Source organism: Roseomonas genomospecies 6 (genome assembly GCF_008365375.1).
In the GTDB taxonomy this organism is placed as follows: domain Bacteria; phylum Pseudomonadota; class Alphaproteobacteria; order Azospirillales; family Azospirillaceae; genus Azospirillum.
This window is the reverse complement of sequence record NZ_QOKW01000030.1, coordinates 13,751-38,572: the sequence shown is the minus strand read 5'-3', so window position 1 is coordinate 38,572 and position 24,822 is coordinate 13,751. Positions and strand designations below refer to the sequence as shown.

Sequence of the window (24,822 nt, the reverse complement as noted above, 5' to 3'; positions counted from 1 at the left end):
CCGAAGGAAGGCGTCACGGCCACGCATCACGACCGCTTGCTCCGCGCCGCGAACCCATGCTTAATCCCCCGCGGATTCGGGCGCGGAGCCGGATCGTCCGTACAGCCGCCGCCAATCATAAGACGTTCTGTCATGCCATTGACCGTGACAAGACACATCCGCCGGAAGGAAAAGACTCCATGGTGAATCGAGTGTTCCGCGCCGCCCTGCTGTCGATGGCCGCCTGCGGCGTCGCGCTGGCCGCACACGCCCAGACTCCGGCTCCCGCGGCCACGCCCGCTCCGGCCGCGCAGGCCGCTCCCGCCCCGGCGGACGCCGATCCGGTGGTGGCGCGCGTCAACGGCGAGGCGGTCCACCGCTCCGACGTCCAGCGCATGGTCGCCCAGCTTCCGCCGCAGGTGCAGCAGATGCCGCTGGAAATGATCTACCCGGCGGTGATCGAGCAGCTCGTGAACTCCAAGCTCGTCGCGGAGGCCGGCTACAAGGCCAACCTCGCCGGCACGCCGGAGGTCAAGGACGAGATCAAGCGCGCCGAGGAGCGCGCCGTCCAGCGCGCCTACATCCAGAAGGAAGTCCAGTCCCGCATCACCCCGGCCAAGCTGGACGAGGCCTACAAGGACTTCCTGAAGCAGAACCCGCCGCAGGAAGAGGTGAAGGCCAGCCACATCCTCGTGGAGAAGGAGGACGAGGCCAAGGCCATCATCGCCCAGCTCAACAAGGGCGGCGATTTCGCCAAGCTCGCCAAGGAGAAGTCGAAGGACCCGGTGGCCGCCGAGCAGGGCGGCGACCTCGGCTACTTCACCAAGGACACGATGGTCGAGCCCTTCGCCGACGCCGCCTTCGCCATGAAGAAGGGCGAGATCAGCAAGGAGCCGGTGAAGACCCAGTTCGGCTGGCACGTCATCAAGGTCGAGGACAAGCGCACCATGCCCCAGCCGACCCTGGACGAGGTGAAGCCGCAGCTCGAACAGCAGCTCAGCAAGGACATCGTGAACAACGTCGTCGAGGATCTGCGCAAGGCCGCGAAGGTCGAAACCTTCCAGCTCGACGGCTCGCCGATGCCGAAGGAAGAGCCGGCGAAGGACGCCCCCAAGGCCGAAGAGCCTAAGAAGAACTAAGGTCCGGAACCGGTTGCCCCCACCCCGGCCCTCCCCCGCTAACGCAGGGGAGGGAGCCAATCCCCTCCCCTGCGAAGCGGGGGAGGGTTAGGGAGGGGGCAAGCGCCTTGCATCCCAATCACTGCCCAACACCCCCCGCTCACCAGAACCGCGAGCCCGTTCCCATGGCCACGACCGTCTCCCCCCTGGCACCCGCCGGCTTCCCGACGCTCCCGCCCGTGGCGGGCGTGCGCATCGCCACCGCCAACAGCGGCATCCGATACAAGGGCCGCGACGACCTGATGCTGGCCGTGCTCGACGAAGGCACCACCGTGGCCGGCGTGCTGACCCGGTCGCTGACCTGCTCCGCCCCGGTGATCTGGTGCCGCGACAGCCTGTCCCGCGGTTCGGCCCGCGCGGTCGTGGTCAACGCCGGCAACGCCAACGCCTTCACCGGCAAGGCCGGCGACGCCACCGTCAAGGCGACCGTCGAGGCCGCGGCGGAGATCGCCGGCTGCGCCACGGACGAGGTTTATGTCGCCTCCACCGGCGTGATCGGCATCCCGCTGGCCGCCGATGCCATCGCCAAGGTCCTGCCGGGCATGGTCCCGAATCTGAAGGACGACTCGGCGGCGCTGGAGGCCGGTGCCCGCGCCATCATGACCACCGACACCTTCGCCAAGGGCTCGACCCGTCAGGTCGCCATCGGCGGAACGACGGTGACGATCAGCGGCTTCGCCAAGGGCTCCGGCATGATCGCTCCGGACATGGCGACCATGCTGGGCTTTATCTTCACCGACGCCGCCATCGCCGCCCCGGCGCTGCAATCCATGCTGTCGGAGTTCACGGAGCGCAGCTTCAACGCCATCACCGTGGACGGCGACACCTCGACCAGCGACACTCTGCTGCTGTTCGCCACCGGCAAGGCCGGCAACGCCCCGGTGACAGACGCCCAGGCGCCGGAGCTGGCAGACTTCCGCAGGGCGCTGGAAGAGGTGATGCTCGACCTCGCGCTGCAGATCGTGCGCGACGGCGAGGGGGCGACCAAGTTCGTCTCGATCACGCTGGTCGGCGCCGAGAGCGACGCCGCCGCCAAGCGCATCGCGCTCACCGTCGCCAACTCTCCGCTGGTCAAGACCGCGCTGGCCGGCGAGGACGCCAACTGGGGCCGCATCGTCGCCGCCATCGGGCGGGCGGGCGAGCGGGCCGACCGCGACCTCATCAAGATCACCATCGGCGGCACGCTGATCTGCGCCGAGGGCATGGAGGTTCCGGGCTATGACGAGGCGCCGGTCGCCGCCCACATGAAGGGCCAGGAGATCGACGTGCACATCGACCTGGGCATCGGCACCGGCAAGTCCCGCGTCTGGACCTGCGACCTGACCCACGGCTACATCGACATCAACGGCTCCTACCGGAGCTGAGGCACACGCCGACCCGCTCCAACAGCCATGACCGGCGCGCCCCTGCCCGAGCGCCTCGACACGGCGCGGCTGACGCTCCGCCCCTTCCGCGCGGAGGATGTGGAGCGCTTCGTGCCGCTGATCGGGGAGTGGGAGGTGGCGCGCTGGCTCGCCCGCGTACCCCATCCCTACAGCCTGGAGGACGGGCGCGCCTGGGTCGCCCTGGCCGCCCACAACCGGGCGGAGCGCGCCGCGCTCGACCTTCTGGCGGTGCGCCGGGATGACGGGCAGCCGGTTGGCGGCATCGGCGTGATCCTGGCGGACGGTGAGGCAGGCGGTGAAGTCGGCTATTGGCTTGGCCTGCCGCACCAGGGGATCGGTTACGGGACGGAGATGCTGCGGGCCATCGTCCCCGCCGCCTTCGCGCTGGGCCTGCCCCGCCTGTGGGCGCGGATCGCGCCGGGCAACCACCGCTCCCGCCGCGTGCTGGAAAAGGCGGGCTTCACGCCGCCGGGCGATGCCGACCATTATGAACTGACCGCCGGACGCTGGCGGTTTCTCACCCAGGAGACCGCCTGATGCCGGCCTGCTTCGATCCCTCCTCCACCCCGGCCCCCGGCTCCCTGCCCACCCTGCTGGTCGTCGCGGTGGCGCTGGTGGATGCCGACGGGCGCGTCCTGCTGGCCCAGCGCCCGCCCGGCAAATCGCTGGCCGGGCTGTGGGAGTTTCCCGGCGGCAAGGTCCATGAGGGCGAGACGCCGGAAGCCGCCCTGGTCCGCGAGTTGAAGGAGGAACTGGGCATCGACACGGGGGCGAGTTGCCTCGCCCCCTTCACCTTTGCCTCGCACAGCTACGAGAGCTTCCACCTGTTGATGCCGCTGTTCGTCTGCCGCGTCTGGGAAGGGGATGTCGTGGCGCTGGAGGGGCAGAAACTCGCCTGGGTCTATCCGAACCGCATGGGCGATTACCCCATGCCTCCCGCCGACGTGCCGCTGGTGGCGATGCTGCGCGACCTGTTGTAGCCGGTTGGGGATTTGCAACGCCGGGGAATTGCGCTATCGTGTCGGGAGTGGCCGGCAGGTGCTCCTAACACCCACCGGCACGCTCCTAGTGCTTAGCGCACGGTGATGCGGATTTCGATCCGCCATCGCCGCCACTGGAGCACCAGGAAAAAGGGCATTTTTGGCATGCCTCTTTCTCCTTTCGAAACGGCGGGTGGCCAATTCCACCCGCCGTTTTCACTTTACACACGATCGGATGCATTCGCGCCACAGTTTTTCCCGCATCGCGCGATGCGCCACCCTTGTCCCCATACCCATTCCGGATTGCGTCTTCACGAATCGGGTGAACTGTGCCACATCATAGCCGTTGAGTTCGGGATCGCATCCCGGCCACCAGATTTTGACCCGACCACCGGATTTTGAATCGTCCAGAGACGGACCAGCATCTGAATCGCATCGGCGTGGACTCGCTCTTCAATTTCACGGCCCGCCCGGCGGACCCGTCTTCCGATCCCGCCCTGGAGGTGCTGCGGTCGGTCTTCGGCTATTCCGCCTTCCGCGGACAGCAGGCCGACATCATCGCCCATGTGATCCGTGGGGGCGACGCGCTCGTCCTCATGCCCACGGGCGGCGGCAAATCGCTGTGCTATCAGGTGCCGGCGCTGGTGCGCGACGGCGTGACGGTGGTCGTCTCTCCGCTGATCGCCCTGATGCGGGATCAGGTGACGGCGCTGCGCGAGTTGGGCGTGCGCGCGGCCTTCCTCAACTCCTCCCTGGACGCCGCCGAGGCGCGCGACGTGGAGCGCGCCATGGTCCGCGGCGAGATCGACCTCGTCTATGTGGCGCCGGAGCGTCTGGTCACTCCGCGCTTCCTCGATTTGCTGGACCGCACGACGCTCGCCCTGTTCGCGCTGGACGAGGCGCATTGCGTCAGCCAGTGGGGCCACGATTTCCGGCCCGAGTATCTTCAACTCTCCATCCTGCACGAGCGGCACCCGACCGTGCCGCGCATCGCGCTGACCGCCACGGCGGACGCGCAGACCCGCGCGGAGATCAAGGACAAGCTGGGGCTGACCGAGGCCCGCGTCTTCCTGTCCAGCTTCGACCGGCCCAACATCACCTACCGCGTCGTCCCGAAGAAGAGCGAGCGCCAGCAGATGCTGGCCTTCCTGCGGGAGCACCATCCCGAGGACGCCGGCATCATCTACTGCATGTCGCGGGCGAAGGTGGAGGACACCGCCGCTTGGCTGAACCAGCAGGGGCGGGAGGCGCTTCCCTACCACGCCGGCCTGCCGCCGGAGGTGCGCGAGGCGAACCAGGACCTGTTCATCAAGGGCGAAGGCATCGTCATGGTGGCGACGGTGGCCTTCGGCATGGGCATCGACAAGCCGAACGTGCGCTTCGTCTGCCACCTCGACCCGCCCAAGAGCCTGGAAGCCTATTACCAGGAGACCGGCCGCGCCGGACGCGACGGCCTGCCCGCCGACGCCTGGATGAGCTACGGCATGGCCGACGTGGTGTCCTTGCGCCAGATGCTGGAGCAGTCGGAGGCGGGCGATTCCCACCGCCGCGTCGAACGCTCCAAGCTGGAGGCGCTTCTCGGTTTCTGCGAGACCTCCGCCTGCCGCCGCAAGGTGCTGCTGAACTACTTCGGCGAGACGCTGGAGGCGCCCTGCGGCAACTGCGACACCTGCCTGGAGCCGGTGGAGACCTGGGACGGCACCATTGCCGCGCAGAAGGCCCTGTCCGCGGTCTACCGCACCGGCCAGCGCTATGGCGCCGGGCACCTGATCGACGTGCTTCTGGGCAACGCCACGGAGAAGGTGGCCCAGCAGGCGCACGATGCGCTGAAGACCTTCGGCTGCGGCAAGGAGCTGTCGAAGGCGGAATGGCAGTCGGTCTACCGCCAGCTCGTCGCCGCCGGCTATCTGACGGTCGATCTGGAGGGTTATGGCGGCTTCCGCCTGACCGATGCGGGCATCCCGGTTATCAAGGGCCAGCAGCCGGTGAAGCTGCGCAAGGACCCGGTCGTGGAGAAGCGCCGCGGCGTCCACGACGCCCTGCGCCGCCACGTCTCCCGCGGCGGCTCCTCCCCTTCCTCTGGCAGCCTGTCCGGCGAGGGCGTGTCGCGCGCCGGCGCCCGCGGCACCTTGTCCCCCGCCGACGACGCCCTGTGGCACGCGCTGAAGGACTGCCGCACCGAATTGGCCCGCGCGCAGGGGGTCCCGCCCTACGTGATCTTCCACGACAGCACGCTGCTGGAGATGGTCGCCACCCGCCCGATGGACCGCGCCGCCTTCGCCCGCCTGCCCGGCGTCGGCGCCCGCAAGCTGGAGCGTTATGCCGACCCCTTTCTGGACGTCATCCGCCAGAAAGGATAATTTTATCCATCTCCCAAAAAAGCGCTTGCACCGGTCCTCCCTCGCGGTTAATTTCCGCGCCCACGACGCACCGACGTCGAAGCCGCAGTAGCTCAGGGGTAGAGCAACTGATTCGTAATCAGTAGGTCCGGGGTTCAAATCCCTGCTGCGGCACCACTCTAAGGCCCTGGAAGGTAACGCCTTCCGGGGCCTTTCCATGTGTGGCACAACTCATCGCGCCGTTCCTTTTACAGCAAGGCCGATGCCCCAGCCCACCTCCCCCCTCGCCGACCTCGCCGCCGCTTTGCGCCGCCCCGTGACCGGCGGGCAGGATCTGAAGGCCATCGAGACTCTCTGCGAGGCGTTTCTTGACCGGCCCAAGACCGAGCGGGCACGGGCGGCGCGGGAGTTGCCGCGGCTGGCGCGAGGAGCGGACACCATCCTGCTGCTGTCGGCCATGGCCGCCGTCTCGGGCGATCTGCGCTACTACGACGAGCTCTTGGACGCGGTGGAGAGAAACATCGCGCGGTCGGGGCTGGAAGGGCTGCTGCACATCCATTGCTGCGTCGGGCGCCAGTTGTTCCTGATGCGGATGAACCCGGCCAGCCGCCCCGGCTTCTTCGAGGAGCGGCAGTTCCCTTTCTATCGCCGCATCGTCGAGGAGATCCGCCGCCGTCAGGCCATCGCCCCGCCCCCCCGCCGGACCGGGGGAGCGGACACCGGGCGGGTCGTGCTGGTGACCAACCAGTTCCTGTCGCTGCGCCACCAGCCGTCGCGGGACCTGCTGTCCTACGCCGCCCTTCTGGAAGACCGCTGCGGGCGGGAGGTGGTGATCCTCAACACCAACATCATGCCGTCGGAGATCCACAGCCTGTTCGTGCCATCCTTCGCGGCGTCGGTGGAACCCGCCTTCACCGGCAAGCAGATGATCGAGGCGGACGGGCGCGCCTACCGGATGCTGTCCTCCGTCGAGCCCTGCGTCAGCCCCGGCAAGATCGCCTGGTTCATGGAGGCCATCGCGGCGCTCGATCCCGATCTGGTGCTGTCGCTCGGCGGGTCGAGCGTCGTGGCGGACCTCATGGCCGGAACGCGCCCCACCCTGTGCATCCCGACCACCACCGGGGCCACCCTGTCGCTGGCCGACGTCGTGCTGGATTTCGGCGGCGGGGCCGCCCCCGCGCACGGCCCGCTGGCCCGGTCCTGGCGGCCCTTCCGCTTCCTGCATTCGCTGGCCGGCGGCGCACCGAGGGTGGCCGGCTCGCGCGCCGCTTTCGGGCTGGCGGAGGACGCCTTCGTCTGCGCGGTGGTCGGCAACCGGCTGGACGAGGAGGCGGACGGCGCCTTCCTCGCCATGCTGGAGACGCTGTTCGACCGCGTGCCCCGCGCGGTCGCCGTCTTCGCCGGCCATGCCGACGCCCTGCCCGGAAGGCTGGCCGCGTCGCGCCACGCCGAACGGCTGCGCCATCTGGGCTATGTGTCGGACATGGGCGCCCTGCTGGCGGTCTGCGACGCCTATGTCAATCCCCGGCGGACCGGCGGAGGCGCCAGCGTCGCCGAGGCCCTGACCGCCGGCGCCGTGCCGCTGTCGCTTCCCGCCGGGGACGTCGCCAGCGTCGTCGGTCCGCGCTTCATCCACCCCGACTACGGCGCCTTCGTGGAGCGGCTGTCCGCGCTCGCCGCCGACCCCGCCGTCCTGGCCGCCGCCGCCGCCGAGGCCCGCGTCCAAGGGTCGCGCCGCACCGGGCCGGAGGAGGCCGCCGCCGCCCTGTCGCGCTATCTGGACGAGGCCGTGTCGCTGTTCCGCGAAAGGCCGCCCGCCGCCCCCTGATCGCCGCCGTCAACCGCTTTATCGCACCGGCGGAGCAAACTCCCGGCTTGCTTTGGCGCCGGTGCCTTTCCAATAATCCGCGCTCCCCGACCGGGCGTCCGCTGGGACGCCGCGGCGGGTGTCTTATTTTCTTCAACGAGGACCTTTCCATGCGCGCCTTCGACGGCCAGCATTCCGACAACGTCGCCATCAAGCGCACGCGGGAGCAGAAGCAGCTCCAGCTCCAGCAGTTGAAGGAGCAGCTTGCCACCCTGAAGTCCCACGCGGCCCCGGCGATCCGCGAAGCGCTGGTGAAGCGCATCGCCGAGCTGGACGCGGAAATGCGCCTGCCGCCGAAGCCCCCGCGCGAAGGCCGCGGCGACGGCCCGCGCGGCGAGGGCTCCCGTGGCGATGGGCGTGGTCCCAAGGGCGACGGCCCGCGCCGTGACGGCCCGCGCGGCGAGGGCTTCCGCAGCGACGGTCCCCGCGGCGATGGTCCCCGCGCCCCCTTCGCCTCCCCGCGCCGCCGCGGCTGAGCCGCCACGCGCACCAGCCCGATACCCGGCCCGACGCCCAGCCTGACGAGTGCCAAGACGTGAGCGAGAACGCCACCCCAGCCCGACGCCGCCTCTTCGATCAGGCGTGGCTGCTGATGATGCTGCCGCCGCTCTTCTGGTCCAGCAACGCCGTCCTGGGCCGCGCGGTGTCGGGCGAGGTGCCGCCGGTCGGGCTGGCCTTCTGGCGCTGGACGCTGGGGATGCTGCTGGTGCTGCCTTTCGCGTGGCGGCACCTGCGGCACGACGCGCGCGCGCTGGCCCGGCATTGGCCGGTGGTCCTGCTGCTGTCCGGGCTGGGCATCGCGGTCTTCAACACCTTCCTCTATGTCGGGCTCCACACCACCACGGCGCTGAACGCGGTGATGATGCAGTCCTCCATGCCGGTGCTGATCGTGTTGATGAGCCTGGCTCTGTTCGGCGACCGGGTGACCCCGCTGCAGGGGCTGGGCATCGCCGTGTCGCTGGTGGGCGCCCTGACGCTGATCGCGCGGGGCGACCCGGCGGTGCTGATCGGGCTGCAGCTCAACGCCGGGGATTTGTGGGTGCTGGCGGCGGTGCTCGGCTACGCCGCCTACACCGCCCTGCTGCGCCGCCGCCCGGCGGTGCACGGCCTCAGCTTCATCGCCGTCACCTTCGCGGGCGGGGCGGCGATGTTGCTGCCCTTCTATCTGTGGGAAAGCATCGGCGGGGACCCGATGCCGCTCTCCCCGACGGCACTGGGGGCGGTCGCCTATGTGGCGCTGTTCCCGTCGATCGCGGCCTATCTCTGCTTCAACCGCGCCGTCGCGCTGGTGGGCGCCAACACGGCGGGGATGTGCATCCATCTGATGCCGGTGTTCGGGAGCATCCTCGCCATCCTGTTCCTGGGCGAGCAGCCCCACCTCTACCACGCCGCCGGGATCGGCCTGATCGCGGCGGGCATCCTTCTGGCCACCCGCCGCGCCAAGAGCTGAGGGCTACAGGTAGCCGAGCTTCCGGGGCAGCCAGAGCGACAGTTCCGGCACGAAGGTCACCAGGACCAGCGCGCCGAGCATCGCCGCGACCATCCACAGCACCCAGCGCACCGTCGATTCGATGCTGATGCCGGCCACCCGCGTGGTCACCATCAGGTTCACCGCCATGGGCGGGGTGAACTGGCCGATGGCGAGGTTCATGGTCAGCATCACGCCGAACCACACCGGGTGCCACTGGAAGGCGGTCATGATCGGGGTCAGCAGCGGCAGCAGGATCAGGAAGATCGACACCGCGTCCAGCACCATCCCCAGCGCCAGCAGCGCCACGTTCAGAAGAAGAAGCACGAGGATTTCGTGGCCCACCCCCTCGACCGCCATGGCGGCCACCCGGTCGAAGGCGCCCATCGTGCTGCCCGCCCAGGCGAAGACGCTGGACAGCGCGATGATGAGAAGCACCACGGCGGACATCTCCGCCGCCTCGGCCAGCACCTCGTACAGCTCCCGCCAGGTCAGGCTGCGGTAGATGAAGGCACCCACCGCCAGACCGTAGAAGACGGCGACCACCGCCGCCTCGGTCGGGGTGAAGGCGCCGGTGCGCAGGCCGCCCAGTATGATGACCGGAGCCAGCAGCCCCCAGATCGCCTGCCGCAGGCTGCGCCAGAAGGGAGGACGCGGTCCGGCGTCCTTCAAACCGAAGCCGTGCTTGCGCGACAGCCAGATCGTCGGCGCCAGCAGCGACAGGCCGGCCAGGATGCCGGGGATCAGGCCCGCCGCGAACAGCGCCGGCACCGACGCCTGGGGCACCAGCACGCTGTAGATGATGAAGGCAACCGATGGCGGGATCAGGATGGCCGTGGCCGCGGCGGCGGCGATCACGCTGGCCGAGAAGGCCTTCGGATAGCCGGCCTTGTGCATGGACGGGATCATCACCGTGGCGACCGCCGCCGCGTCGGCGGGGCCGGAGCCGGAGATACCGCCCATCACCATGCAGACCAGGATCGCCACCACCGCCAGCCCGCCGTTCTTCGCCCCGACGATGGAGGAGGCGAAGGTGACGAGTTGCTTGGCGACGCCCGCCCGCTCGAAGATCAGGCCGGCCAGGATGAAGACCGGGATCGCCAGCAGCGGGTACTTGGCGATGCCCGCATAGACGTTGGTCGGCACCGACAGGATGCCGAGCTGCGCGTCCAGGATCGCCAGAGACCCCGCCAGCCCCAGCGCCACCGCCAGCGGCGCGCCGATCACCAGAAGCAGCAGGAAGCCGCCGAACAGAATCGTCATCGCCATCAGGCCGTTCCCTTCGCCGTGCGGATCAGGCGCCCGATCACGCGCAGGGCCACCACCGCCGACAGCAGCGGAAGCCAGACCGTATAGAGCCATTGCGGATTGCCCAGACCGGGCGAAGTCTCTTCGAACCGCCACTGGTCGTAGGTCAGGCGCCCGCCGTACCAGACGAGCAGGCCGAACATGACCAGAGCCGCCGTCCAGGCCACCAGCTCCGTCACGCGGCGGACGGGCGGCGGCAGCTTGTCGGCGAGAAAGGTGATCCGGATGTGCCGGTCGGCGGCGGCGGCCACGGCGGAACCGAACAACGTCATGACCACCAGGAGGAAGATCGAATACTCCTCGGTGAAGGCCAGCGACACGTCGGTCAGGTAGCGCGTCACGACGTTGGCGAAGGTGACGAGGCACAGGGCGGCCATGGACAGGGCGGCCAGCGCGCGTTCCAGCGTCACCGGCACCCGCGTCTTGGGCTGCTCCGTCGCCATGCCGGCTTCCAGCAGGTCGTTGTTCATTGAGATGGTCTCGAATTGGGAACCGGTTGCCCCCACCCTCCCGCTTCGCGGGTCCCTCCCTCCCCTGCGACAGCGGGGGAGGGTCAGGGTGGGGGCAATAGCACGGCAGGCGGCAGGCTTACTTCCGGTCGGCGATGGACGTTTCGGCGGCCTTCACGAGGTCCGGGCCGATCGTCTTGGCCCACTTGTCATAGACGGCCTGGGTGGCCTTCTGGAACGCCTTCTGCTGCTCGGGCGTGAGCTGCACGACCTCCACGCCCTGGCCGGCGATGTCCTTCAGCAGGCTGTCGTCCTGGGCGGTGATGCCCTTGCGGGCAATGGCGACCTCTTCCGCGGCGGCCTGGACGGCGGCGGCGCGCACCGCCTCCTGGTCTTCCTTGGACCAGCCGTTCCAGACCTCCTTGTTGACCACGAAGATCAGCGGGTCGGCGACGTAGCCCCACAGGGTCAGGTGCTTCTGGCCCAGCGTCGGCAGCTTGCCGGCGACGAACACGCCCACCGGGTTCTCCTGCCCGTCGACGGCGCCGGTGGACAGGGCGGGCTGCGCGTCGGCCCAGCTCATCTGCGTCGGGTTGGCGCCCAGCGCGGTGAAGGTGTCGAGGTAGAGCGGCGAGCCGACGACGCGGATCTTCAGGCCCTTCAGATCCTCCGGCGTGCGGATGGCGCGCTTGGAGTTGGAGATCTCGCGGAAGCCGTTCTCGCCCCAGGCCAGCGGCACCACGTCCTTGGTGGCGAGCAGGTCGAAGAGCTGCTTGCCGACCGGACCCTGGGTCAGCGCGTCCATGGCCTTGTGGTCAGGCATCAGGAAGGGCAGCGAGAAGAGATTCAGCTCCTTCACCTGCGGCGACCAGTTGATGGTGGAGCCCACCGCCATGTCGATCACGCCCTGGCGCAGCGCGGTGAATTCCTTGGTCTGGTCGCCGTTCACCAGCGCGGAGCCGGGATACATCTTCACATTGATGCGCCCGTTGGTCTTTTCCTTGACCAGCTCGGCCCAGCGGTCGCCGCCGATGCCCCAGGGGAACGGCTTGCCCAGCACGGTGGACAGCTTGTATTCGGCCTTGTAGTCCGCCGCCGCCGCGCCGTTGGCGAGCACGCCCGGCAGGACCATGGCCGCCAGCGCCAGACCGGCGAACAGCGCCTTCATCGACTTCATTCTTCTTTCCTCCCAGATACCGCAAACGAAAGATCGGACCGGGATCGTACAGAGGCGCGCACAAGTGTTCCACGCGGAATTTGACCTCCCGTTCCGGAGCTTGGACAATGCGGTCATGCAAACGCGGAAAATCCCAACCATCGGGGCTTTTGCTCTTGGACTGGCGGCGCTTCCGGTCCTGGCGCAGGCGCCGGTCCCGCCCTCCGTCCCGCTTGGCCCGAATCCCAGCGAATGCGAGATCCAGGCGGCCCTTCTGGGCGCCGCCGGTCCCGGCTGCCCGCCCATCCTGATGAAGCGCCCGCCCCCGCCGCCGGTCGCGGCCACCCCGGCGCCCGCTCCACCGCCCGCGCCGGCTCCCGCCCCGGTGGCCGTGCCCGCCTTGCCGGAACCGCCCCGGGACCCGCCCGTCGACGCGCTGAAGGCCGGGCTGCGCGCCGTCTTCCGGATCGGCTTCGACTTCAACTCCGCGCGCATCCGCCCGGAATCGCGGGCGGTGCTCGACCGCATCGGGGCGGTGATGACGGCGCCGGAGGCGGCGACCGCCCGTTTCCGCATCGTCGGCCACACCGACGCGGTGGGCGGCGACGCGGCCAACCTCACGCTGTCACAGCGCCGCGCCGACGCGGTGGCGGATTATCTGGCGGAGCGGCACGGCGTGCGCCGCGACCGGCTGGACACCGCCGGAATGGGCGCGCGGGAACCGCTGCTGCCCGGCAAGCCGAAAGCGGCGGAGAACCGGCGGGTGGAAATCGTCAATCTGGGGGGATGAGGTTTGGGGGCCCGGCGCGACACCCTACCCGTCCAGATCGTCCCATCCCCGGCGCTGCCAGGCCCCGTCGATGAAGGCCGCGGCGCGGGTGGAGCGGGGCAGGCCGCAGCAGGTCAGCACCGACGGCGGAACCCGCCCGCCGCCGCGGCTCCACCACAGGCTGGCGCGGGGCGGCAGGGGGCCGACGCGCTCCTCCACCACGGTGGCGACCGTGGGATCGGCACCGTTCGGCTCCGGGCGGCCCAGGATGGCCATGCGGGCGGGCAGAGCGTCCACGTCCGCCCCGGCGCGGCAGGCGTCGGCGGCGATGGACTCCGCGCGGGTGAACCAGTGCAGGCAGGCCACGGGCACCACCGCCAGATCCGTGCCGTAGGGCAGCGTGCCGACGATGGTGAAGGGGTACTGCCGCCCCACCCGGTCGGCGCTGGGCATCATGATGCCGGCCAGCGGCGGTTCCCCGCACAGGCCGGGCGACAGCGCGAAACGCCAGACCGGGGCCGACTGGAACAGCCGTTCCCAGGACGTGCCGAGCTGGCGCACCGCCGCCTCCAGAACCTCCGTCAGCCAGGCGTCCCAAGGAATCAGCACGCCGCGCGGCAGGCCGTATCCCACGAAATCGCCGCGCGCCGGCACCTTTCCATGGAAGCCCACCGCGAAACCGGGGCTCATCAGCCGGCCCCGCCGTTGCCGGACCCTTGGGGAGCGGACGGAGCCGGCTGGCCCAGCACGTCCAGAACGCGGGACACCAGCGCCTCGTCCGGCGGCACCGGGGCGAAGCCGGCCTCCACCAGCGCGGCCAGATGGTCGCCCAGCGCCCGGCGCTGCGCCTCATGCGCGGGACCGGGCAAGGTGCGTTGCCAGTCGGCGGCCAGCCATTCGGCCAGCACCGCGGGGTCGAGCGGCTCCCGCCCGCCGATCATGGCGTAGGCGCGCAGGCTCTGGCGCAGCAGGTCGGGCCGCGCCCAGCCGGTGCGGAGCTGCTCCTCCAGCCGCAGGACGATGCGCGACAGGAAGACGCTGCGCAGCGCCCGCCGGTAGACGTCCTCCGCGGGAAGGCCAACGCGCTCCCCCTGCGACAGGCCGAAGCCGAGCAGGGACGCCCGCCGCTCCGCCCGCTCGGTCCAGCCCGCGGGCAGGGCGCGCAGCGCGTCGAGCGCCGGCAGCACCGCCAGGAAATCGGCGTCGTCCACCCGCGTCAGGGAGCGCGGCGGGGTGTCCAGCGCGCGCAGCCGCTCCTCCGCCTCCGCGACCGCCGCTTCCGCCCGCGCCAGCAGCGCGTCGTTGACGCGGTGGCTGTTCAGCCCGGCCAGCCCCAGCAGAAGCCCCGCCGCCGCGGCCCCGCCCAGCGCCCAGGCGTAGTTGCGGCGCTGCGCCCGCTCCAGCGCGCGGTCCACCCCGACCATGTTCGCCTCGGGGAAGACCACCTCGGGCAGAAGCCGTTCCAGGAAGAAGGTCTGGGCCGGCGACTCCGCGGAGGCGCCGGGCTGGGTGGCGCTGCTGAGGTAGATGCCGCGCAGCAGGGGCACCGCCTCCTCCGCCTCCGCGGTGAAGGCGGTGTCCACGAGGTCGGCCAGGGCCGCCTCGTACTCCGCCATGCGCAGGGGGAAGGCGAAGGCGTCGCTGCGCCGCTGGATGTCCGGTTCCTGGTGCAGCCGTTCGGGAAGCCGTTCCTCCAGCCGGCGCAGCAGCGCCTCGAACTGCGCGTGGAAGCTGGCCAGCGGGCCGGGGGGAACGTCCTCCACCGGAAAGGTGATGCCCCAGACCTGGGCGCGCTCCGCCCGGTCCAGCGGGTCGAAATAGGTGGTGAAGCCGTCCACGAGGTCGGCCTTGGTGCACAGCAGATAGACCGGCACGCGGATGCCCAGATGGGCGCGCAGCTCGCCCAGCCGCTGACGGATGGTGATGGCGTGGTTGTGCCGCTCCTCGTCGCTCCAGGCGGCGAGGTCGGTCAGGCTGATGGTCAGAAGCACGCCGTTCACCGGCTGGCGCGGGCGGTGCTCCTTCAGCAGGTCGAGAAGGCCGGACCAGACGCGCCCGTCCACCGCACGGCGGCTGTCCTGGGTGGTGTAGCGGCCCGCCGTGTCGATCAGCACCGCCTCGTCGGTGAACCACCAGTCGCAATTGCGGGTGCCGCCCAGATTCTGCACCGGCATGCCGTCCAGCCCGCCGCCCAGCGCCGCTCCCAGGCGGGCGTTGGCCAGCGCCGTGGTCTTGCCCGAGCCGGGGGCGCCGATCACCAGATACCAGGGAAGCTGGTAGAGATACTGCCCGCCCCAGCGCGCGCCGAAGCGCTGCGTCTTAAGCCGGTCGATCACGGCGTCCAGCCGCTCGCGCACCGTGCCCAGCTCGTCCAGCGACGCCTTCAGCTCCGGATCGCGGGATGCCGCCAGCGCTTCCACGAAGCGGGCGTTGGCGGCGCTCTCCCGACCGTCCTCGCGCCGGTTCAGCGCGTACCACAGGCCGAGCAGAAGCAGCGCCGGCAACAGGCGGGCCAAGCCCCCCACCCCGAGCAGCGGCGTCACCGCCCAGCCCAGCAGCCCCACCGACAGGGCGACCCCCAGGGTGGCCCACCAGCGCAGGCGCGGCGCCATCGCCGGAGCGGGGCGGCGGGACCGGCGGGAGTCGCGAGTTTCGGGGCGGGCTTGCGAGGACGGTTCGCGCATGGGCCGCGGCCTATTCGGGGTAGAGCCGGACATCGACGCGCCGGTTGGCGCCCCGGTTGGCCGGCGTGGTGTTGGGGGCCAGCGGCTCGCGCTCGCCCCGCCCTTCGGCGGTCAGGCGGTCGGGACCCAGCGTGCGCTCCAGGATCTTCAGGACGGCCAGCGCCCGCGCCTGGGTCAGCGCCTCCGCCGTGGGCAGCGGGCCGGTGTGCGGCGTCTGGTCGTCGGTGTGGGCGACCACCACCACGCGCCCCGCCTCGGGACCCAGCGCCTGCCCGACGCGGTCGACCACGGCGCGGTAGCGGGCGCGGATCGCGTCGCTGCCGGTGGCGAACATGCCCGCCCCCTCGATGCGGATGACCAGCGCCCCGTCGTCGCCGGCCAGCACCGCCACCGCGCCGGAGCGGATTTCCGGCTGAAGCAGGGCGGTGACCCGGACGGCCAGCGCCGGCCCGGCGCTGGGCGGCGGCGGCGGGGCGGCGCGGACCAGCTCCAGCGGACGGTCGGGAAGCAGCGCGCCCAGCCGGACCACCACCTCGTCCGCCCGGCTGCCCAGCGAGACCGACAGGTGCAGGAACAGCCCGCCCAGCAGGGCGGCGACCGCCGCCCCCGCCAGCCAGGGCGGCAGGACGAGGCCCAGCGGGCGGAATCGTTCGGCCACGCCCCGCCATTGCGGCGACAGCGCGCGCTCCCGCTCCCCGCGCAGGCGGCGCAGCACGCGGAACAGCTCGTCCCGCAGGTGGGCAAGATCGTGGGCGCCGCGCGGCTTGTCGCGGAACTTCCCCTCGAAACCCAGCGACAGGCAGGCGTAGAACAGCTCCAGCTCCCGGCGGTGCAGGCGCGGGTCGCTCAGCATGGTGTCGAGCAGGTCGAAGAAGCGGTCCGGCCCGCCGGCAACGGGGTCCACCACCGCCGCCAGCCCGTCGCGCGCCCAGCGGCAGCGCGCCCCCCAGGGGGTGGCCCGCACCACGTCGTCCAGCATGGTGCACAGCGCGAAGCGGGCGACGCGCACCTCCTCCGGCGGCACGCCCGCGGCGGCGGCCTCCGCCTCGAACCGGCGGATGTCGGCCAGGATGGGGTCGCGCAGCGCTTCCGGGTTCTCATACCCGGAGCGTTCGCGCAGCGCCCCGGCGAGGTCGAGCAGCGGCCCCGCCGCGGCCAGCAGCGGGTTCAGCGCCCCGCGCAGCCGCGCCGGCTGGTCCGGCGGAGCGTCGGCCGTCGGGCGCTCCTCCGGAGGAACGGCGGGACCCGCCGCGAGGAAGGCCGGCAGCGCGCGCGGCCCCGTGCCGGGCTCCGCGGGAAACTCTCCGCCGTCCCGCAGGCCCGCCCCGCCGCCGAAGCGTCCGTCCGATTCCATGCCCCCGCCGCCGCTCTGCTGTACGATGATCCGTGTGATGGGAAATCCCCCGCCGGAAGAGGTATAGCAGGCCCGGCCGGATGGGGAAATCGGAGGGTTTGATGCAAATCGCGGAAGAGGTCCGAGGCGACGTGACGATCCTGCGCCCGGTGGGGCCGATCGACAGCGCCGCCGCCCCCCGGTTCGAGGCGCGGCTGATGGCCGCGCTGGCCCCCCCGGCACCGGATGCCGCCCCGGACGCGCCCGCAAAGGCGCCGGTCGGGCTGGTGCTCGACCTGTCGGCGGTGACGCAACTGACCCCGGCGGGGCTGCGCTCGCTGCTGCTGGCGGTGCGGCAGGCCAGGAGCGCGGGCCGGCGCATCGTGCTGACGGCGGTGCCCGCCCCCGTCCGCGCCGTCCTGGACGAGGCCGGGCTGTCGCCGCTGGTGGAGAGCCACGGCGACCTGGAGGCCGCCGTGGAGGCCGCCATGCGCGCCGCATCACAACAATGAATTAGTCCATGTTGCGAAGACTGGATTCGTAAAGCTGCTGCGCCAGCATAATCTTCACAAGCGCTTCCACGGTAACGCTCATATAGCGCGCCCGCCGTTCCAGACGCCGATAGACGTCGAGCGGCAGTTCAAGCGTCACGTTGACCCTGCTGGCGTGGGGAATCTCGGCCATATCCCCTCTCCATCTCTGTGAACCGCGTCACGCGACGCCGGGCCACAGACGATAAGTCTTCCCTCCGGCGTGGTCCATGGCGCAGTCCGCGAAGCGCGCAGTGCGGTTGCGCCGGCCCGTTCCTCCTAATTGGAGCGCGTCAGGCCGCGGCGCCGAGCGACCGGTGGACCTCCGCCAGGATCTCGTAGGAGCGCACCCGCGCCGCATGGTCGTAAATGGCCGAGGCCACCATGATCTCGTCGGCGCCGGTCTCGGCGAGGAAGGACTCCAGCCCGCGCCGCACCGTCTCCGCCGAGCCGACGAAGGAGCAGGAGAGCATGTTCATGGCCTGGGCCTTCTCGTGGGGCGCCCAGTAGCTCTCGATGTCGTCGATGGGCGGCGGCAATTGGCCGCGGGTGCCGCGGATCAGATGGGTGAAGCTCTGCTGGGCGGAGGAGAAGAGCCGGCGCGCCTCCGCGTCGGTCTCGGCGGCGAAGACGTTCACCCCGACCATGGCGTGGGGCCGGTCGAGCTGCGCGGAGGGGGTGAAGTTGTCCCGGTAGACCCGCAGCGCCCGCATCAGCGCGTCCGGCGCGAAATGCGAGGCGAAGGCGTAGGGCAGCCCGAAGGCCGCCGCCAACTGCGCGCCGAACAGGCTGGAGCCGAGAATCCACAACGGCACGTTCGACCCGGCGCCGGGCACCGCCTGCACCCGCTGGCCGGGCTGGACGGGGCCGAGCAGGGCCTGAAGCTCCAGCACGTCCTGTGGGAACTGCTCGGCCACCGACGGGTCGCGGCGCAGGGCGCGCAGGGTCATCTGGTCGGTGCCGGGCGCCCGGCCCAGGCCGAGGTCGATGCGGCCCGGAAACAGCGCTTCCAGCGTGCCGAACTGCTCGGCGATCACCAGCGGCGAATGGTTGGGCAGCATGATGCCGCCGGCCCCCACGCGGATGGTCGAGGTGCCCGCCGCCACATGGCCGATGACGACGGAGGTGGCGGCGCTGGCGATGCCGGTCATGTTGTGGTGCTCCGCCAGCCAATAGCGGCGGTAGCCCAGCCGTTCGGCATGGCGGGCGAGGTCCAGCGTGTTGCGCAGCGCGTCGCCCGGCGTGCTTCCCTGCGGCACGGGGGCGAGGTCGAGAACGGAAATCGGCGGAAGGGACAAGTCGTCGGACGGCATGAAGGGGATATCCAGTGAAACGGGGAGTTCGGGGTGGGGGCACCGTGAGCTAAAACGCCGCCCCCTCCTCCACCCAATCCTGCACGCTCTTCGCCAACCCCTCCCCCTCCGGCACGAAGGCCAGCGAGACGGAGTTGATGCAGAAGCGCAAACCGGTGGGCGCCGGGCCATCGGGGAAGACGTGGCCCTGGTGGCTGCCGCAGCGGGCGCACAGGGTTTCCACCCGCACCATGCCGTGGCTGGTGTCCTGCACCAGCTTCAGATGCGCGTTGTCGAAGGGGGCGGTGAAGCTGGGCCAGCCGGTGCCGGACTCGAACTTCGTCGCGGATTGGAACAGCGGCAGGCCGCACAGCCGGCAAGCGTAGATGCCCGGCTTCTTGTTGTCCAGCAGGCCGCCGCAGAAGGGCGCCTCCGTCCCGTGGCTGAGCAGGACGTGCCGCTCCTCGTCCGACAGGCGCTCCACCAGCGCCGCGCGCTGATCCGGCGTCGGCGGCGTCAGGTCGAAGCCGGCGGGCGACGCCGGGGCGGAACTGACCGGGGAGCGGTTGGAGGGGGCGGACATCGGGCGGCTCCTGTGACGGAATGACGGTCACAGGGGATATGGGCGGCTCCCGCGCCGATGACACCCGGCGTCCGCCGGTTATCTTCCCTGCGTGGAGGGAATGGGGAACCGCCCCTGTTCACAAGGGAAAAGGCCCGCCGTCAGGTGGCAACGTCCGGCTTGGTCCGTCCGGTGTGCCGTTCGATGCCGGCCAGCTCCGCCGCCAGATCGGCCAGCGGCTTCAGCGCCGCCGGGGCGTTCATCCCATGGTCCCCGCCGACCGGCTCGTACCGCTCGAAATAGACGCGGAGCGTGGCGCCCGACGTGCCGGTGCCGGACAGACGGTAGACGATGCGCGACCCGTCCTCGAACCCGACGCGCAGGCCCTGCCGCTCGGACCGGCTGCCGTCCACCGGGTCGGTGTAGGCGAACTCGTCCGCCGCGGAGACCGTGCGCCCGCCGAGATCCGTGCCGGCCAGCCCCGCCAGTTTGGCGCGCAGTTCCGCGATCAGGGCGTCGGCGGCCTCCTGCGGGATGGCCTCGTAATCGTGGCGGCCGTAATAGGTGCGCCCGTAGGTGCCCCAATGTTCGGCCATCAACTCGGCCACCGACAGGCCGCGGGCGGCCAGGACGTTGAGCCACATCAGGACGGCCCACAGCCCGTCCTTCTCCCGCACATGGTCGGCGCCGGTGCCGAAGCTCTCCTCGCCGCACAGGTTGATGCGCCCGGCGTCGAGCAGCGTGCCGAAGAACTTCCAGCCCGTCGGCGTCTCGTAGCAGGAAATCCCCAGCTTCGCCGCCACCCGGTCCACCGCCCGGCTGGTCGGCATGGAACGGGCGACTCCCGCCAGACCGCCCTTGAAGGCCGGGACATGGGTGGCGTTGGCGGCCAGCACGGCGAGGCTGTCGCTGGGCGACACGAAGACGTTGCGGCCCAGGATCATGTTGCGGTCGCCGTCGCCGTCCGACGCGGCGCCGAAATCCGGCGCGTCCGGCCCGAACAGCCGCTCCACCAGTTCCTCCGCGTGGGCGAGGTTCGGGTCGGGGTGGTGTCCGCCGAAATCCTCCAGCGGCGTGCCGTTGATGACGGTGTCGGCGGGGGCGCCCAGGCGACGCTCCAGGATTTCCGTGGCGTAGGGGCCGGTGACCGCGTGCATGGCGTCGAACACCATGCGGAAGCCCGACGCGAACATGGCGCGGATGGCCGCCATGTCGAACAGCGACTCCATCAGCTCCGCATAGTCGGCCACCGGGTCGATGACCTCCACCGCCATGCCGCCGAGCGCCGTCTCGCCGAGCGTGTCGAGGTCGAGATCGGGCGACTCCAGGGTCTTGTACGCGGCGATGACCTTGGAGCGGGCGAAGAAGGCGTCGGTCATCGATTCCGGCGCCGGGCCGCCGTTGGCGGCGTTGAACTTGATGCCGAAATCGCCGTCCGGGCCGCCGGGGTTGTGGCTGGCCGACAGGATCACGCCGCCGACGGCGCCCCGCTTGCGGATGACGCAGGAGGCCGCCGGGGTGGACAGGATGCCGCCGCGCCCGACGACCGCGCGCGCGACGCCGTTGGCCGCGGCCATGCGCAGAATGGTCTGCACGGCGGTGCGGTTGTGATACCGCCCGTCGCCCCCGATCACCAGCGTGGCGCCGGCCAGCCCGTCCACGCAGTCGAAGATGGATTGGACGAAATTCTCCAGGTAGCGCGGCTGCTCGAAGACCGTGACGGCCTTGCGCAGCCCGGAGGTGCCGGGCTTCTGCCCGTCGAAGGGCGTGGTCGGACAGGTGACGGGAACCACTGGACGTCCTCTCTTGGTCGTGTCGGGCCGGGGCGGCGCGCCGTCGCACCGCCACCCCGCCCCGCCACGATGCGCGGCTTTGCGCCGCCGTTCAACTGGTCCGATTGACACCCTACCTTCGGTGGCCCACCTTCGGTAGACCGGAGCCTTACGCCTCTTCCACCGAGACGGCTTCCGGACCCTTGTCGCCCTGGCGGACGGAGATGCGGACGCGCTGGCCGTCGTTCAGCCCCTGAAGGCCGGAGCGCTCCACCGCCTTGATGTGGACGAACACGTCCTGGCCGCCGCCGTCCTGGGCGATGAAGCCGAAGCCCTTGGTGGCGTTGAACCACTTCACCGTGCCTTCGGTCTGGGAGGTCGGACCGCCCGCCGCCGGACGGCGCGGGCCGCCGAAGCCGCCACGGTCGCCGCCCCGGTCGTTGAAGCCACGATCATTGAAGCCGCGGTCGCCGCCCCGATCGTTGAAGCCCCGGTCGCCCCCGCGATCACCGAAACCACGGCTGTTGCCCCGGTCGCCCGGTCCACGGCCACCGAAGCCGCGCTCGCCACGATCCCCGAAGCTCCGGTCACCGAAACCGCGGTCACCGCCCCGGTCACCGCCACGCTCGCCGAAGCTCCGCTCGCCATAGGACGGGCGCGGCCCCTGGGGACGCGGCGCGCGGGCCGGTGCGGCGGTGGAGGTGTCGACGGAATGCAGGGCGGAGACCTGGTTGCCCTTGCGCCCCTCCACGATGTCCACCACGACGGTGGCGCCGTCGGGCAGGGAGTCGTGGCCGGCGGTGGCGACGATGGCGGCGGGGATCAGGGCGTCGGGCGACCCATCCTCGAACTTCACGAAGCCGAAGCCGCGGTTGGGATCGTACCACTTCACGGTGGCCTGAACCTGGGTGCCGAGGACGACGGGCTGGCGGTAGACGTGCTGGCGCGGGGGTTGACGGTGCATGAGACCCACTGAACTCCAAGAGACGACGCGGCACCGGCCTTCGGTGCCCAGGAGAAGACATCGCCTTTCCTCGCGCGAATCACAAGACCGCAGGCGCGTCGTTTCGCGCGCCCGCGGCCCCGGTGCCATTTTTCTCCCAGACGGCGATTTTCAGGCCAGCCGTTCGGGGGCCAGCCGTTCGGGGTTTGGCGGCGGTTCCTCCGGCGGGACGGGAATGGGGTCCGGCGGCTCCTTGATCGGCGGGCGGGACGGGTCGCCGGGCAGATCCGGCATGCCGGGCGGCGGCACCGGCATGTCGGGCGTGGGCGGGGTGGGCGGAAAAGGGCCTGCGACGCTCAACTCGGCCAACTCCACCCCGGCCAACTCTACCCCGGCCAGCGCCATCTCTGCCGTCGCCATCCCGGCCATCATCCTCGCCGTCGCCATCAGCCGCCCCCTCCCGTCACTCCCGGCGCGGCGCGGGTGAGGTTGCGCGCCTTGTCCAGCGACTCCATGCAGAGCTGCTCGTTGCCATCCTTCGCGGCGGAGCGCGCGGCGGTCACCAGCGATTCGATCTGGGCGTTGCGCGCCGCCTGCCCCATCGACCCGCTCTCCATGGAGGAGCCGCTGTTGGGGGCGGCGTCGGGCCGCACCGCCGGGGCGGTCGGCATGGGGGCGCCGGTGCGCGGCGGCTCGATCACCGCCTGATCGCCCGAGGCCGGCGGCGCGACCACTCCGCCCGAGCGGGCGAGCTGGTCCGGCGTCGCCCCGGAACCTTGCCCCGACCGCCCGCTGGGCAGCGCCCCGTCGGCCGCCGTGGAACCGGAACTGCCCGGCGGGGCGGCGACCGGCGGCGGGCTGGCCGACAGGTTGTGGTCGGCGGCGAAGCGGTCCACCAGCGCGGCGCAGCTTCCCTGCGCCAGCGCCGGACCGGCGCCGCACAGCATCAGGCCGGCGGCGAGCAGAAAGCCCCGTGGGATTGCCCCTGGATTCGGATGTCGTGCCATCGGTTGGCCTCCCCATCAGCAATACCACCCTCAACCGGTGTAGCGGGGCGGCGGTTCCACCCGCCTTTTCCCGCCCCGCCCGCCGACCGGCTGGTGCCGTTTCGCCGTTTCCGCCTGTTGAAGGCCCACAAGACAACGGCGGGGGAGAAGGGGTTCGATGGACAGCAACCGCGAAGGCCGTGCGGACGTTTCCGCCGAGGCCGAAGCCTTCTACACGGAGAGCCTGAAGGTCCTGAAGGAGTCCGGCATCCCCTTCCTGCTGGGCGGCACCTTCGCGCTCAGCGCCTACACCGGCATCACACGGCCCACCAAGGACATCGACATCTTCTGCCGGGGCGGCGACTTCCCGCGCATCCTCGCGCATTTCCAGGACCGCGGCTTCGCGACGGCGATCGAGGACGAGCGGTGGATCGGCAAGGTCCTGCACGGCGACCTGTTCTTCGACGTGATCTTCAACTCCGCCGCCGCCATCAACCCGGTCAACGACCGCTGGTTCGAGGAGGATCACCGCGCGCTGGTCTGCGGCGCCGACGTGCAGCTCATCCCGCCGACGGAAATGGTCTTCTCCAAGGCGTTCGTGCAGATGCGGCACAAGTACGACGGCCCCGACGTCGCGCACATGATCCTGAAGCAGCACGCCCAGATCGACTGGAAACGGCTGCTCGGCCACATGGAGCAATATTGGGAAGTGCTGCTGATGCACGTCCTGAACTTCCGCTTCATCTACCCGACGGAACGCGATCACATTCCCGACTGGCTGTTGCAGGAGCTGCTGGAGCGCCTGAACGAGCGCGCGAAGCTGCCGGTGCCGCAGACCCGCATATGCCGGGGGCGGCTGTTCTCGCGCGAGGATTATCGGATCGACGTCACGGACTGGGGGTTCGCCGACGTCGTCGGCGAGGAAACGAAGCATGGTTGAAAACACGCGGGCTGAAGGAACCATCAAGGTCGCCGCCATCGGCGACATCCATGTGGGGGAGACCTCCACCCACCCCTACCGCGAGCTGTTCCAGGAGATCGCCGACCGGGCGGACGTGCTGGCGCTGGCGGGGGACCTGACCAACCACGGCAAGCCGCGCGAGGCGGAGGTGCTGGCCGAGGATTTGCGTGCCATCGGCATCCCGGTGGTCGCCGTCCTGGGCAACCACGACCACGAATGCGGCCATGTCGAGGAGCTTCAGCGCATCCTGGAGCAGGCGGGCGTCCGCTTCCTGGACGGCAACCCGGTGGAGATCCGCGGCGTCGGCTTCGCCGGGGTGAAGGGCTTCGGCGGCGGGTTCGAGAACCGCATGCTGGACGCCTTCGGCGAACCGGCGATCAAGCAGTTCGTGCACGAGGCGCTGAACGAGGCCATGCGGCTGGAAAGCGCTCTGCGCCAGTTGGAGACGGAACGCACCCTGGTCGTCCTGCACTACGCCCCCATCGCCGAGACGGTGCGGGGCGAACCGCCGGAGATCTATCCCTTCCTCGGCTCCTCCCGTCTGGCGGAGACCATCGACCGCTTTCATGTGCGGGCGGTCGTCCACGGCCACGCCCACCACGGCAGCTACGCCGGCAAGACCCTGCGCGGCACGCCGGTCTACAACGTCGCCCAGACCATCGAGAAGGAGTCGGGCAGGCCCTACGCGCTGATCGAGCTGTGAGACGACGGCTCCGATTGTCCCCACCCTTCCCACGGCTTCGCCGCGGGCCCCTTCCCTCCCCCGCTTCGCAGGGGAGGGTTAGGGAGGGGGGCCCAATGCAACCACCCCCACACCCCCGCCATGCAGCCGCCGCACTACCCCCTCGGCGGCGTTCCGGATAGGGTGCGGGCACGATGCC

At 70.7% G+C, this 24,822-nt stretch carries 25 protein-coding genes and 1 tRNA gene; 13 read left to right on the top strand and 13 right to left on the bottom strand.

The features are described 5' to 3' along the window. Positions 1-179: 179 nt before the first annotated feature. The 9 genes from DS843_RS26030 to DS843_RS25990 all read left to right on the top strand — a co-directional run bounded on the left by DS843_RS26030 (position 180) and on the right by DS843_RS25990 (position 9,178). Positions 180-1,118 (top strand): peptidylprolyl isomerase, encoded by a 939-nt coding sequence (locus DS843_RS26030; RefSeq protein ID WP_149471737.1) that lies wholly within the window; start codon positions 180-182, stop codon positions 1,116-1,118. Positions 1,119-1,282: 164 nt separating this feature from the next. Then, the gene (argJ, locus tag DS843_RS26025; RefSeq protein ID WP_149471736.1) at positions 1,283-2,521 is read left to right on the top strand and encodes a bifunctional glutamate N-acetyltransferase/amino-acid acetyltransferase ArgJ; all 1,239 of its coding nucleotides are present in this window, start codon (positions 1,283-1,285) and stop codon (positions 2,519-2,521) included. A gap of 27 nt (positions 2,522-2,548) precedes the next feature. Continuing rightward, entirely contained in the window at positions 2,549-3,079 is a 531-nt protein-coding gene (locus tag DS843_RS26020) for a GNAT family N-acetyltransferase (protein WP_149471735.1), read from the top strand. Continuing rightward, positions 3,079-3,522 carry a (deoxy)nucleoside triphosphate pyrophosphohydrolase gene (locus DS843_RS26015; RefSeq protein WP_149471734.1) on the top strand — a complete coding sequence of 148 codons (444 nt, stop codon included), beginning with the start codon at positions 3,079-3,081 and terminating at the stop codon, positions 3,520-3,522. Before DS843_RS26020 ends, DS843_RS26015 begins: the two co-directional genes overlap by 1 nt. Positions 3,523-3,962: 440 nt before the next feature. Next, a complete protein-coding gene (recQ, locus tag DS843_RS26010) occupies positions 3,963-5,882 on the top strand; it encodes a DNA helicase RecQ (RefSeq protein ID WP_149471733.1) in 1,920 nt (639 codons plus the stop codon). Between the two features lie 81 nt (positions 5,883-5,963). Continuing rightward, a tRNA-Thr gene (locus tag DS843_RS26005) sits at positions 5,964-6,038 on the top strand. An 85-nt stretch (positions 6,039-6,123) separates the two neighbouring features. Continuing rightward, complete coding sequence (locus DS843_RS26000) at positions 6,124-7,689, top strand: glycosyltransferase (RefSeq protein ID WP_167525473.1); 1,566 nt, start codon at positions 6,124-6,126, stop codon at positions 7,687-7,689. Between the two features lie 149 nt (positions 7,690-7,838). Continuing rightward, positions 7,839-8,204 (top strand): hypothetical protein, encoded by a 366-nt coding sequence (locus DS843_RS25995; RefSeq protein WP_149471731.1) that lies wholly within the window; start codon positions 7,839-7,841, stop codon positions 8,202-8,204. 59 nt (positions 8,205-8,263) lie between these two features. Beyond that, positions 8,264-9,178, top strand: coding sequence for a DMT family transporter (locus DS843_RS25990; RefSeq protein ID WP_149471730.1), 915 nt, complete (start codon positions 8,264-8,266; stop codon positions 9,176-9,178). 3 nt (positions 9,179-9,181) lie between these two features. Here DS843_RS25990 and DS843_RS25985 read toward each other — a convergent pair whose 3' ends face one another. The 3 genes from DS843_RS25985 to DS843_RS25975 all read right to left on the bottom strand — a co-directional run bounded on the left by DS843_RS25985 (position 9,182) and on the right by DS843_RS25975 (position 12,130). Continuing rightward, a complete protein-coding gene (locus tag DS843_RS25985; RefSeq protein WP_149471729.1) occupies positions 9,182-10,465 on the bottom strand; it encodes a TRAP transporter large permease in 1,284 nt (427 codons plus the stop codon). Further along, positions 10,465-10,974, bottom strand: a complete 510-nt coding sequence (locus DS843_RS25980) for a TRAP transporter small permease (RefSeq protein ID WP_286192329.1) — start codon at positions 10,972-10,974, stop codon at positions 10,465-10,467. The genes DS843_RS25985 and DS843_RS25980 overlap by 1 nt, the downstream gene beginning before the upstream one ends. A gap of 118 nt (positions 10,975-11,092) precedes the next feature. Beyond that, positions 11,093-12,130, bottom strand: a complete 1,038-nt coding sequence (locus tag DS843_RS25975; protein ID WP_167525472.1) for a DctP family TRAP transporter solute-binding subunit — start codon at positions 12,128-12,130, stop codon at positions 11,093-11,095. A 115-nt stretch (positions 12,131-12,245) separates the two neighbouring features. On the opposite strand from DS843_RS25975, the gene DS843_RS25970 reads away from it, so the two are divergent. Next, a complete protein-coding gene (locus DS843_RS25970) occupies positions 12,246-12,899 on the top strand; it encodes an OmpA family protein (protein WP_149471728.1) in 654 nt (217 codons plus the stop codon). 24 nt (positions 12,900-12,923) lie between these two features. On the opposite strand, the gene tagF is transcribed toward DS843_RS25970, so the two are convergent. The 3 genes from tagF to icmH are packed head-to-tail and all read right to left on the bottom strand — an operon-like array spanning position 12,924 to position 16,916. Further along, complete coding sequence (gene tagF / locus DS843_RS25965) at positions 12,924-13,568, bottom strand: type VI secretion system-associated protein TagF (protein ID WP_149471727.1); 645 nt, start codon at positions 13,566-13,568, stop codon at positions 12,924-12,926. Then, positions 13,568-15,562, bottom strand: a complete 1,995-nt coding sequence (gene tssM / locus DS843_RS25960; protein WP_286192328.1) for a type VI secretion system membrane subunit TssM — start codon at positions 15,560-15,562, stop codon at positions 13,568-13,570. Before tssM ends, tagF begins: the two co-directional genes overlap by 1 nt. A gap of 10 nt (positions 15,563-15,572) precedes the next feature. Further along, on the bottom strand, positions 15,573-16,916 hold the full coding sequence (gene icmH / locus DS843_RS25955; protein ID WP_149471725.1) for a type IVB secretion system protein IcmH/DotU: 1,344 nt from the start codon (positions 16,914-16,916) through the stop codon (positions 15,573-15,575). Between the two features lie 101 nt (positions 16,917-17,017). Between icmH and DS843_RS25950 the strand changes: the two genes are divergently transcribed. Continuing rightward, positions 17,018-17,407, top strand: a complete 390-nt coding sequence (locus DS843_RS25950) for an STAS domain-containing protein (RefSeq protein WP_167525471.1) — start codon at positions 17,018-17,020, stop codon at positions 17,405-17,407. 1 nt (position 17,408) lies between these two features. Here the strand turns inward: DS843_RS25950 and DS843_RS31390 are convergent, their stop codons facing one another. From DS843_RS31390 to DS843_RS25920, 7 genes are all read right to left on the bottom strand, one after another. Continuing rightward, positions 17,409-17,579 (bottom strand): hypothetical protein, encoded by a 171-nt coding sequence (locus DS843_RS31390; protein WP_167525470.1) that lies wholly within the window; start codon positions 17,577-17,579, stop codon positions 17,409-17,411. 139 nt (positions 17,580-17,718) lie between these two features. Next, entirely contained in the window at positions 17,719-18,738 is a 1,020-nt protein-coding gene (locus DS843_RS25945; protein WP_149471723.1) for an LLM class flavin-dependent oxidoreductase, read from the bottom strand. Between the two features lie 49 nt (positions 18,739-18,787). Further along, entirely contained in the window at positions 18,788-19,300 is a 513-nt protein-coding gene (msrB, locus tag DS843_RS25940) for a peptide-methionine (R)-S-oxide reductase MsrB (RefSeq protein WP_149471722.1), read from the bottom strand. Between the two features lie 140 nt (positions 19,301-19,440). Further along, the gene (locus tag DS843_RS25935; RefSeq protein ID WP_149471721.1) at positions 19,441-21,072 is read right to left on the bottom strand and encodes an alpha-D-glucose phosphate-specific phosphoglucomutase; all 1,632 of its coding nucleotides are present in this window, start codon (positions 21,070-21,072) and stop codon (positions 19,441-19,443) included. A gap of 148 nt (positions 21,073-21,220) precedes the next feature. Then, entirely contained in the window at positions 21,221-22,015 is a 795-nt protein-coding gene (locus DS843_RS25930; RefSeq protein ID WP_149471720.1) for a cold-shock protein, read from the bottom strand. Positions 22,016-22,165: 150 nt separating this feature from the next. Further along, positions 22,166-22,441 carry a hypothetical protein gene (locus DS843_RS25925; RefSeq protein ID WP_286192325.1) on the bottom strand — a complete coding sequence of 92 codons (276 nt, stop codon included), beginning with the start codon at positions 22,439-22,441 and terminating at the stop codon, positions 22,166-22,168. Continuing rightward, a complete protein-coding gene (locus DS843_RS25920) occupies positions 22,441-23,001 on the bottom strand; it encodes a hypothetical protein (protein WP_149471719.1) in 561 nt (186 codons plus the stop codon). The genes DS843_RS25925 and DS843_RS25920 overlap by 1 nt, the downstream gene beginning before the upstream one ends. A 157-nt stretch (positions 23,002-23,158) precedes the next feature. On the opposite strand from DS843_RS25920, the gene DS843_RS25915 reads away from it, so the two are divergent. Both DS843_RS25915 and DS843_RS25910 read left to right on the top strand, forming a co-directional pair. Beyond that, positions 23,159-23,920, top strand: coding sequence for a nucleotidyltransferase family protein (locus DS843_RS25915; protein WP_149471718.1), 762 nt, complete (start codon positions 23,159-23,161; stop codon positions 23,918-23,920). Beyond that, entirely contained in the window at positions 23,913-24,644 is a 732-nt protein-coding gene (locus DS843_RS25910) for a metallophosphoesterase family protein (RefSeq protein ID WP_149471717.1), read from the top strand. The genes DS843_RS25915 and DS843_RS25910 overlap by 8 nt, the downstream gene beginning before the upstream one ends. Positions 24,645-24,822 lie beyond the last annotated feature (178 nt).

What these genes read in the sequence shown, in the direction of transcription:
- DS843_RS26030 (WP_149471737.1), top strand. Translation starts at nt 180, where the DNA reads ATGGTGAATCGAGTGTTCCGCGCCGCCCTGCTGTCGATGGCCGCCTGC.
- argJ (WP_149471736.1), top strand. Translation starts at nt 1,283, where the DNA reads ATGGCCACGACCGTCTCCCCCCTGGCACCCGCCGGCTTCCCGACGCTC.
- DS843_RS26020 (WP_149471735.1), top strand. Translation starts at nt 2,549, where the DNA reads ATGACCGGCGCGCCCCTGCCCGAGCGCCTCGACACGGCGCGGCTGACG.
- DS843_RS26015 (WP_149471734.1), top strand. Translation starts at nt 3,079, where the DNA reads ATGCCGGCCTGCTTCGATCCCTCCTCCACCCCGGCCCCCGGCTCCCTG.
- DS843_RS26000 (WP_167525473.1), top strand. Translation starts at nt 6,124, where the DNA reads ATGCCCCAGCCCACCTCCCCCCTCGCCGACCTCGCCGCCGCTTTGCGC.
- DS843_RS25995 (WP_149471731.1), top strand. Translation starts at nt 7,839, where the DNA reads ATGCGCGCCTTCGACGGCCAGCATTCCGACAACGTCGCCATCAAGCGC.
- DS843_RS25985 (WP_149471729.1), bottom strand. Translation starts at nt 10,465, where the DNA reads ATGGCGATGACGATTCTGTTCGGCGGCTTCCTGCTGCTTCTGGTGATC.
- DS843_RS25980 (WP_286192329.1), bottom strand. Translation starts at nt 10,974, where the DNA reads ATGAACAACGACCTGCTGGAAGCCGGCATGGCGACGGAGCAGCCCAAG.
- DS843_RS25975 (WP_167525472.1), bottom strand. Translation starts at nt 12,130, where the DNA reads ATGAAGTCGATGAAGGCGCTGTTCGCCGGTCTGGCGCTGGCGGCCATG.
- DS843_RS25970 (WP_149471728.1), top strand. Translation starts at nt 12,246, where the DNA reads ATGCAAACGCGGAAAATCCCAACCATCGGGGCTTTTGCTCTTGGACTG.
- tagF (WP_149471727.1), bottom strand. Translation starts at nt 13,568, where the DNA reads ATGAGCCCCGGTTTCGCGGTGGGCTTCCATGGAAAGGTGCCGGCGCGC.
- tssM (WP_286192328.1), bottom strand. Translation starts at nt 15,562, where the DNA reads ATGCGCGAACCGTCCTCGCAAGCCCGCCCCGAAACTCGCGACTCCCGC.
- icmH (WP_149471725.1), bottom strand. Translation starts at nt 16,916, where the DNA reads ATGGAATCGGACGGACGCTTCGGCGGCGGGGCGGGCCTGCGGGACGGC.
- DS843_RS25950 (WP_167525471.1), top strand. Translation starts at nt 17,018, where the DNA reads ATGCAAATCGCGGAAGAGGTCCGAGGCGACGTGACGATCCTGCGCCCG.
- DS843_RS31390 (WP_167525470.1), bottom strand. Translation starts at nt 17,579, where the DNA reads ATGGCCGAGATTCCCCACGCCAGCAGGGTCAACGTGACGCTTGAACTG.
- DS843_RS25945 (WP_149471723.1), bottom strand. Translation starts at nt 18,738, where the DNA reads ATGCCGTCCGACGACTTGTCCCTTCCGCCGATTTCCGTTCTCGACCTC.
- msrB (WP_149471722.1), bottom strand. Translation starts at nt 19,300, where the DNA reads ATGTCCGCCCCCTCCAACCGCTCCCCGGTCAGTTCCGCCCCGGCGTCG.
- DS843_RS25930 (WP_149471720.1), bottom strand. Translation starts at nt 22,015, where the DNA reads ATGCACCGTCAACCCCCGCGCCAGCACGTCTACCGCCAGCCCGTCGTC.
- DS843_RS25925 (WP_286192325.1), bottom strand. Translation starts at nt 22,441, where the DNA reads ATGGCGACGGCGAGGATGATGGCCGGGATGGCGACGGCAGAGATGGCG.
- DS843_RS25920 (WP_149471719.1), bottom strand. Translation starts at nt 23,001, where the DNA reads ATGGCACGACATCCGAATCCAGGGGCAATCCCACGGGGCTTTCTGCTC.
- DS843_RS25915 (WP_149471718.1), top strand. Translation starts at nt 23,159, where the DNA reads ATGGACAGCAACCGCGAAGGCCGTGCGGACGTTTCCGCCGAGGCCGAA.
- DS843_RS25910 (WP_149471717.1), top strand. Translation starts at nt 23,913, where the DNA reads ATGGTTGAAAACACGCGGGCTGAAGGAACCATCAAGGTCGCCGCCATC.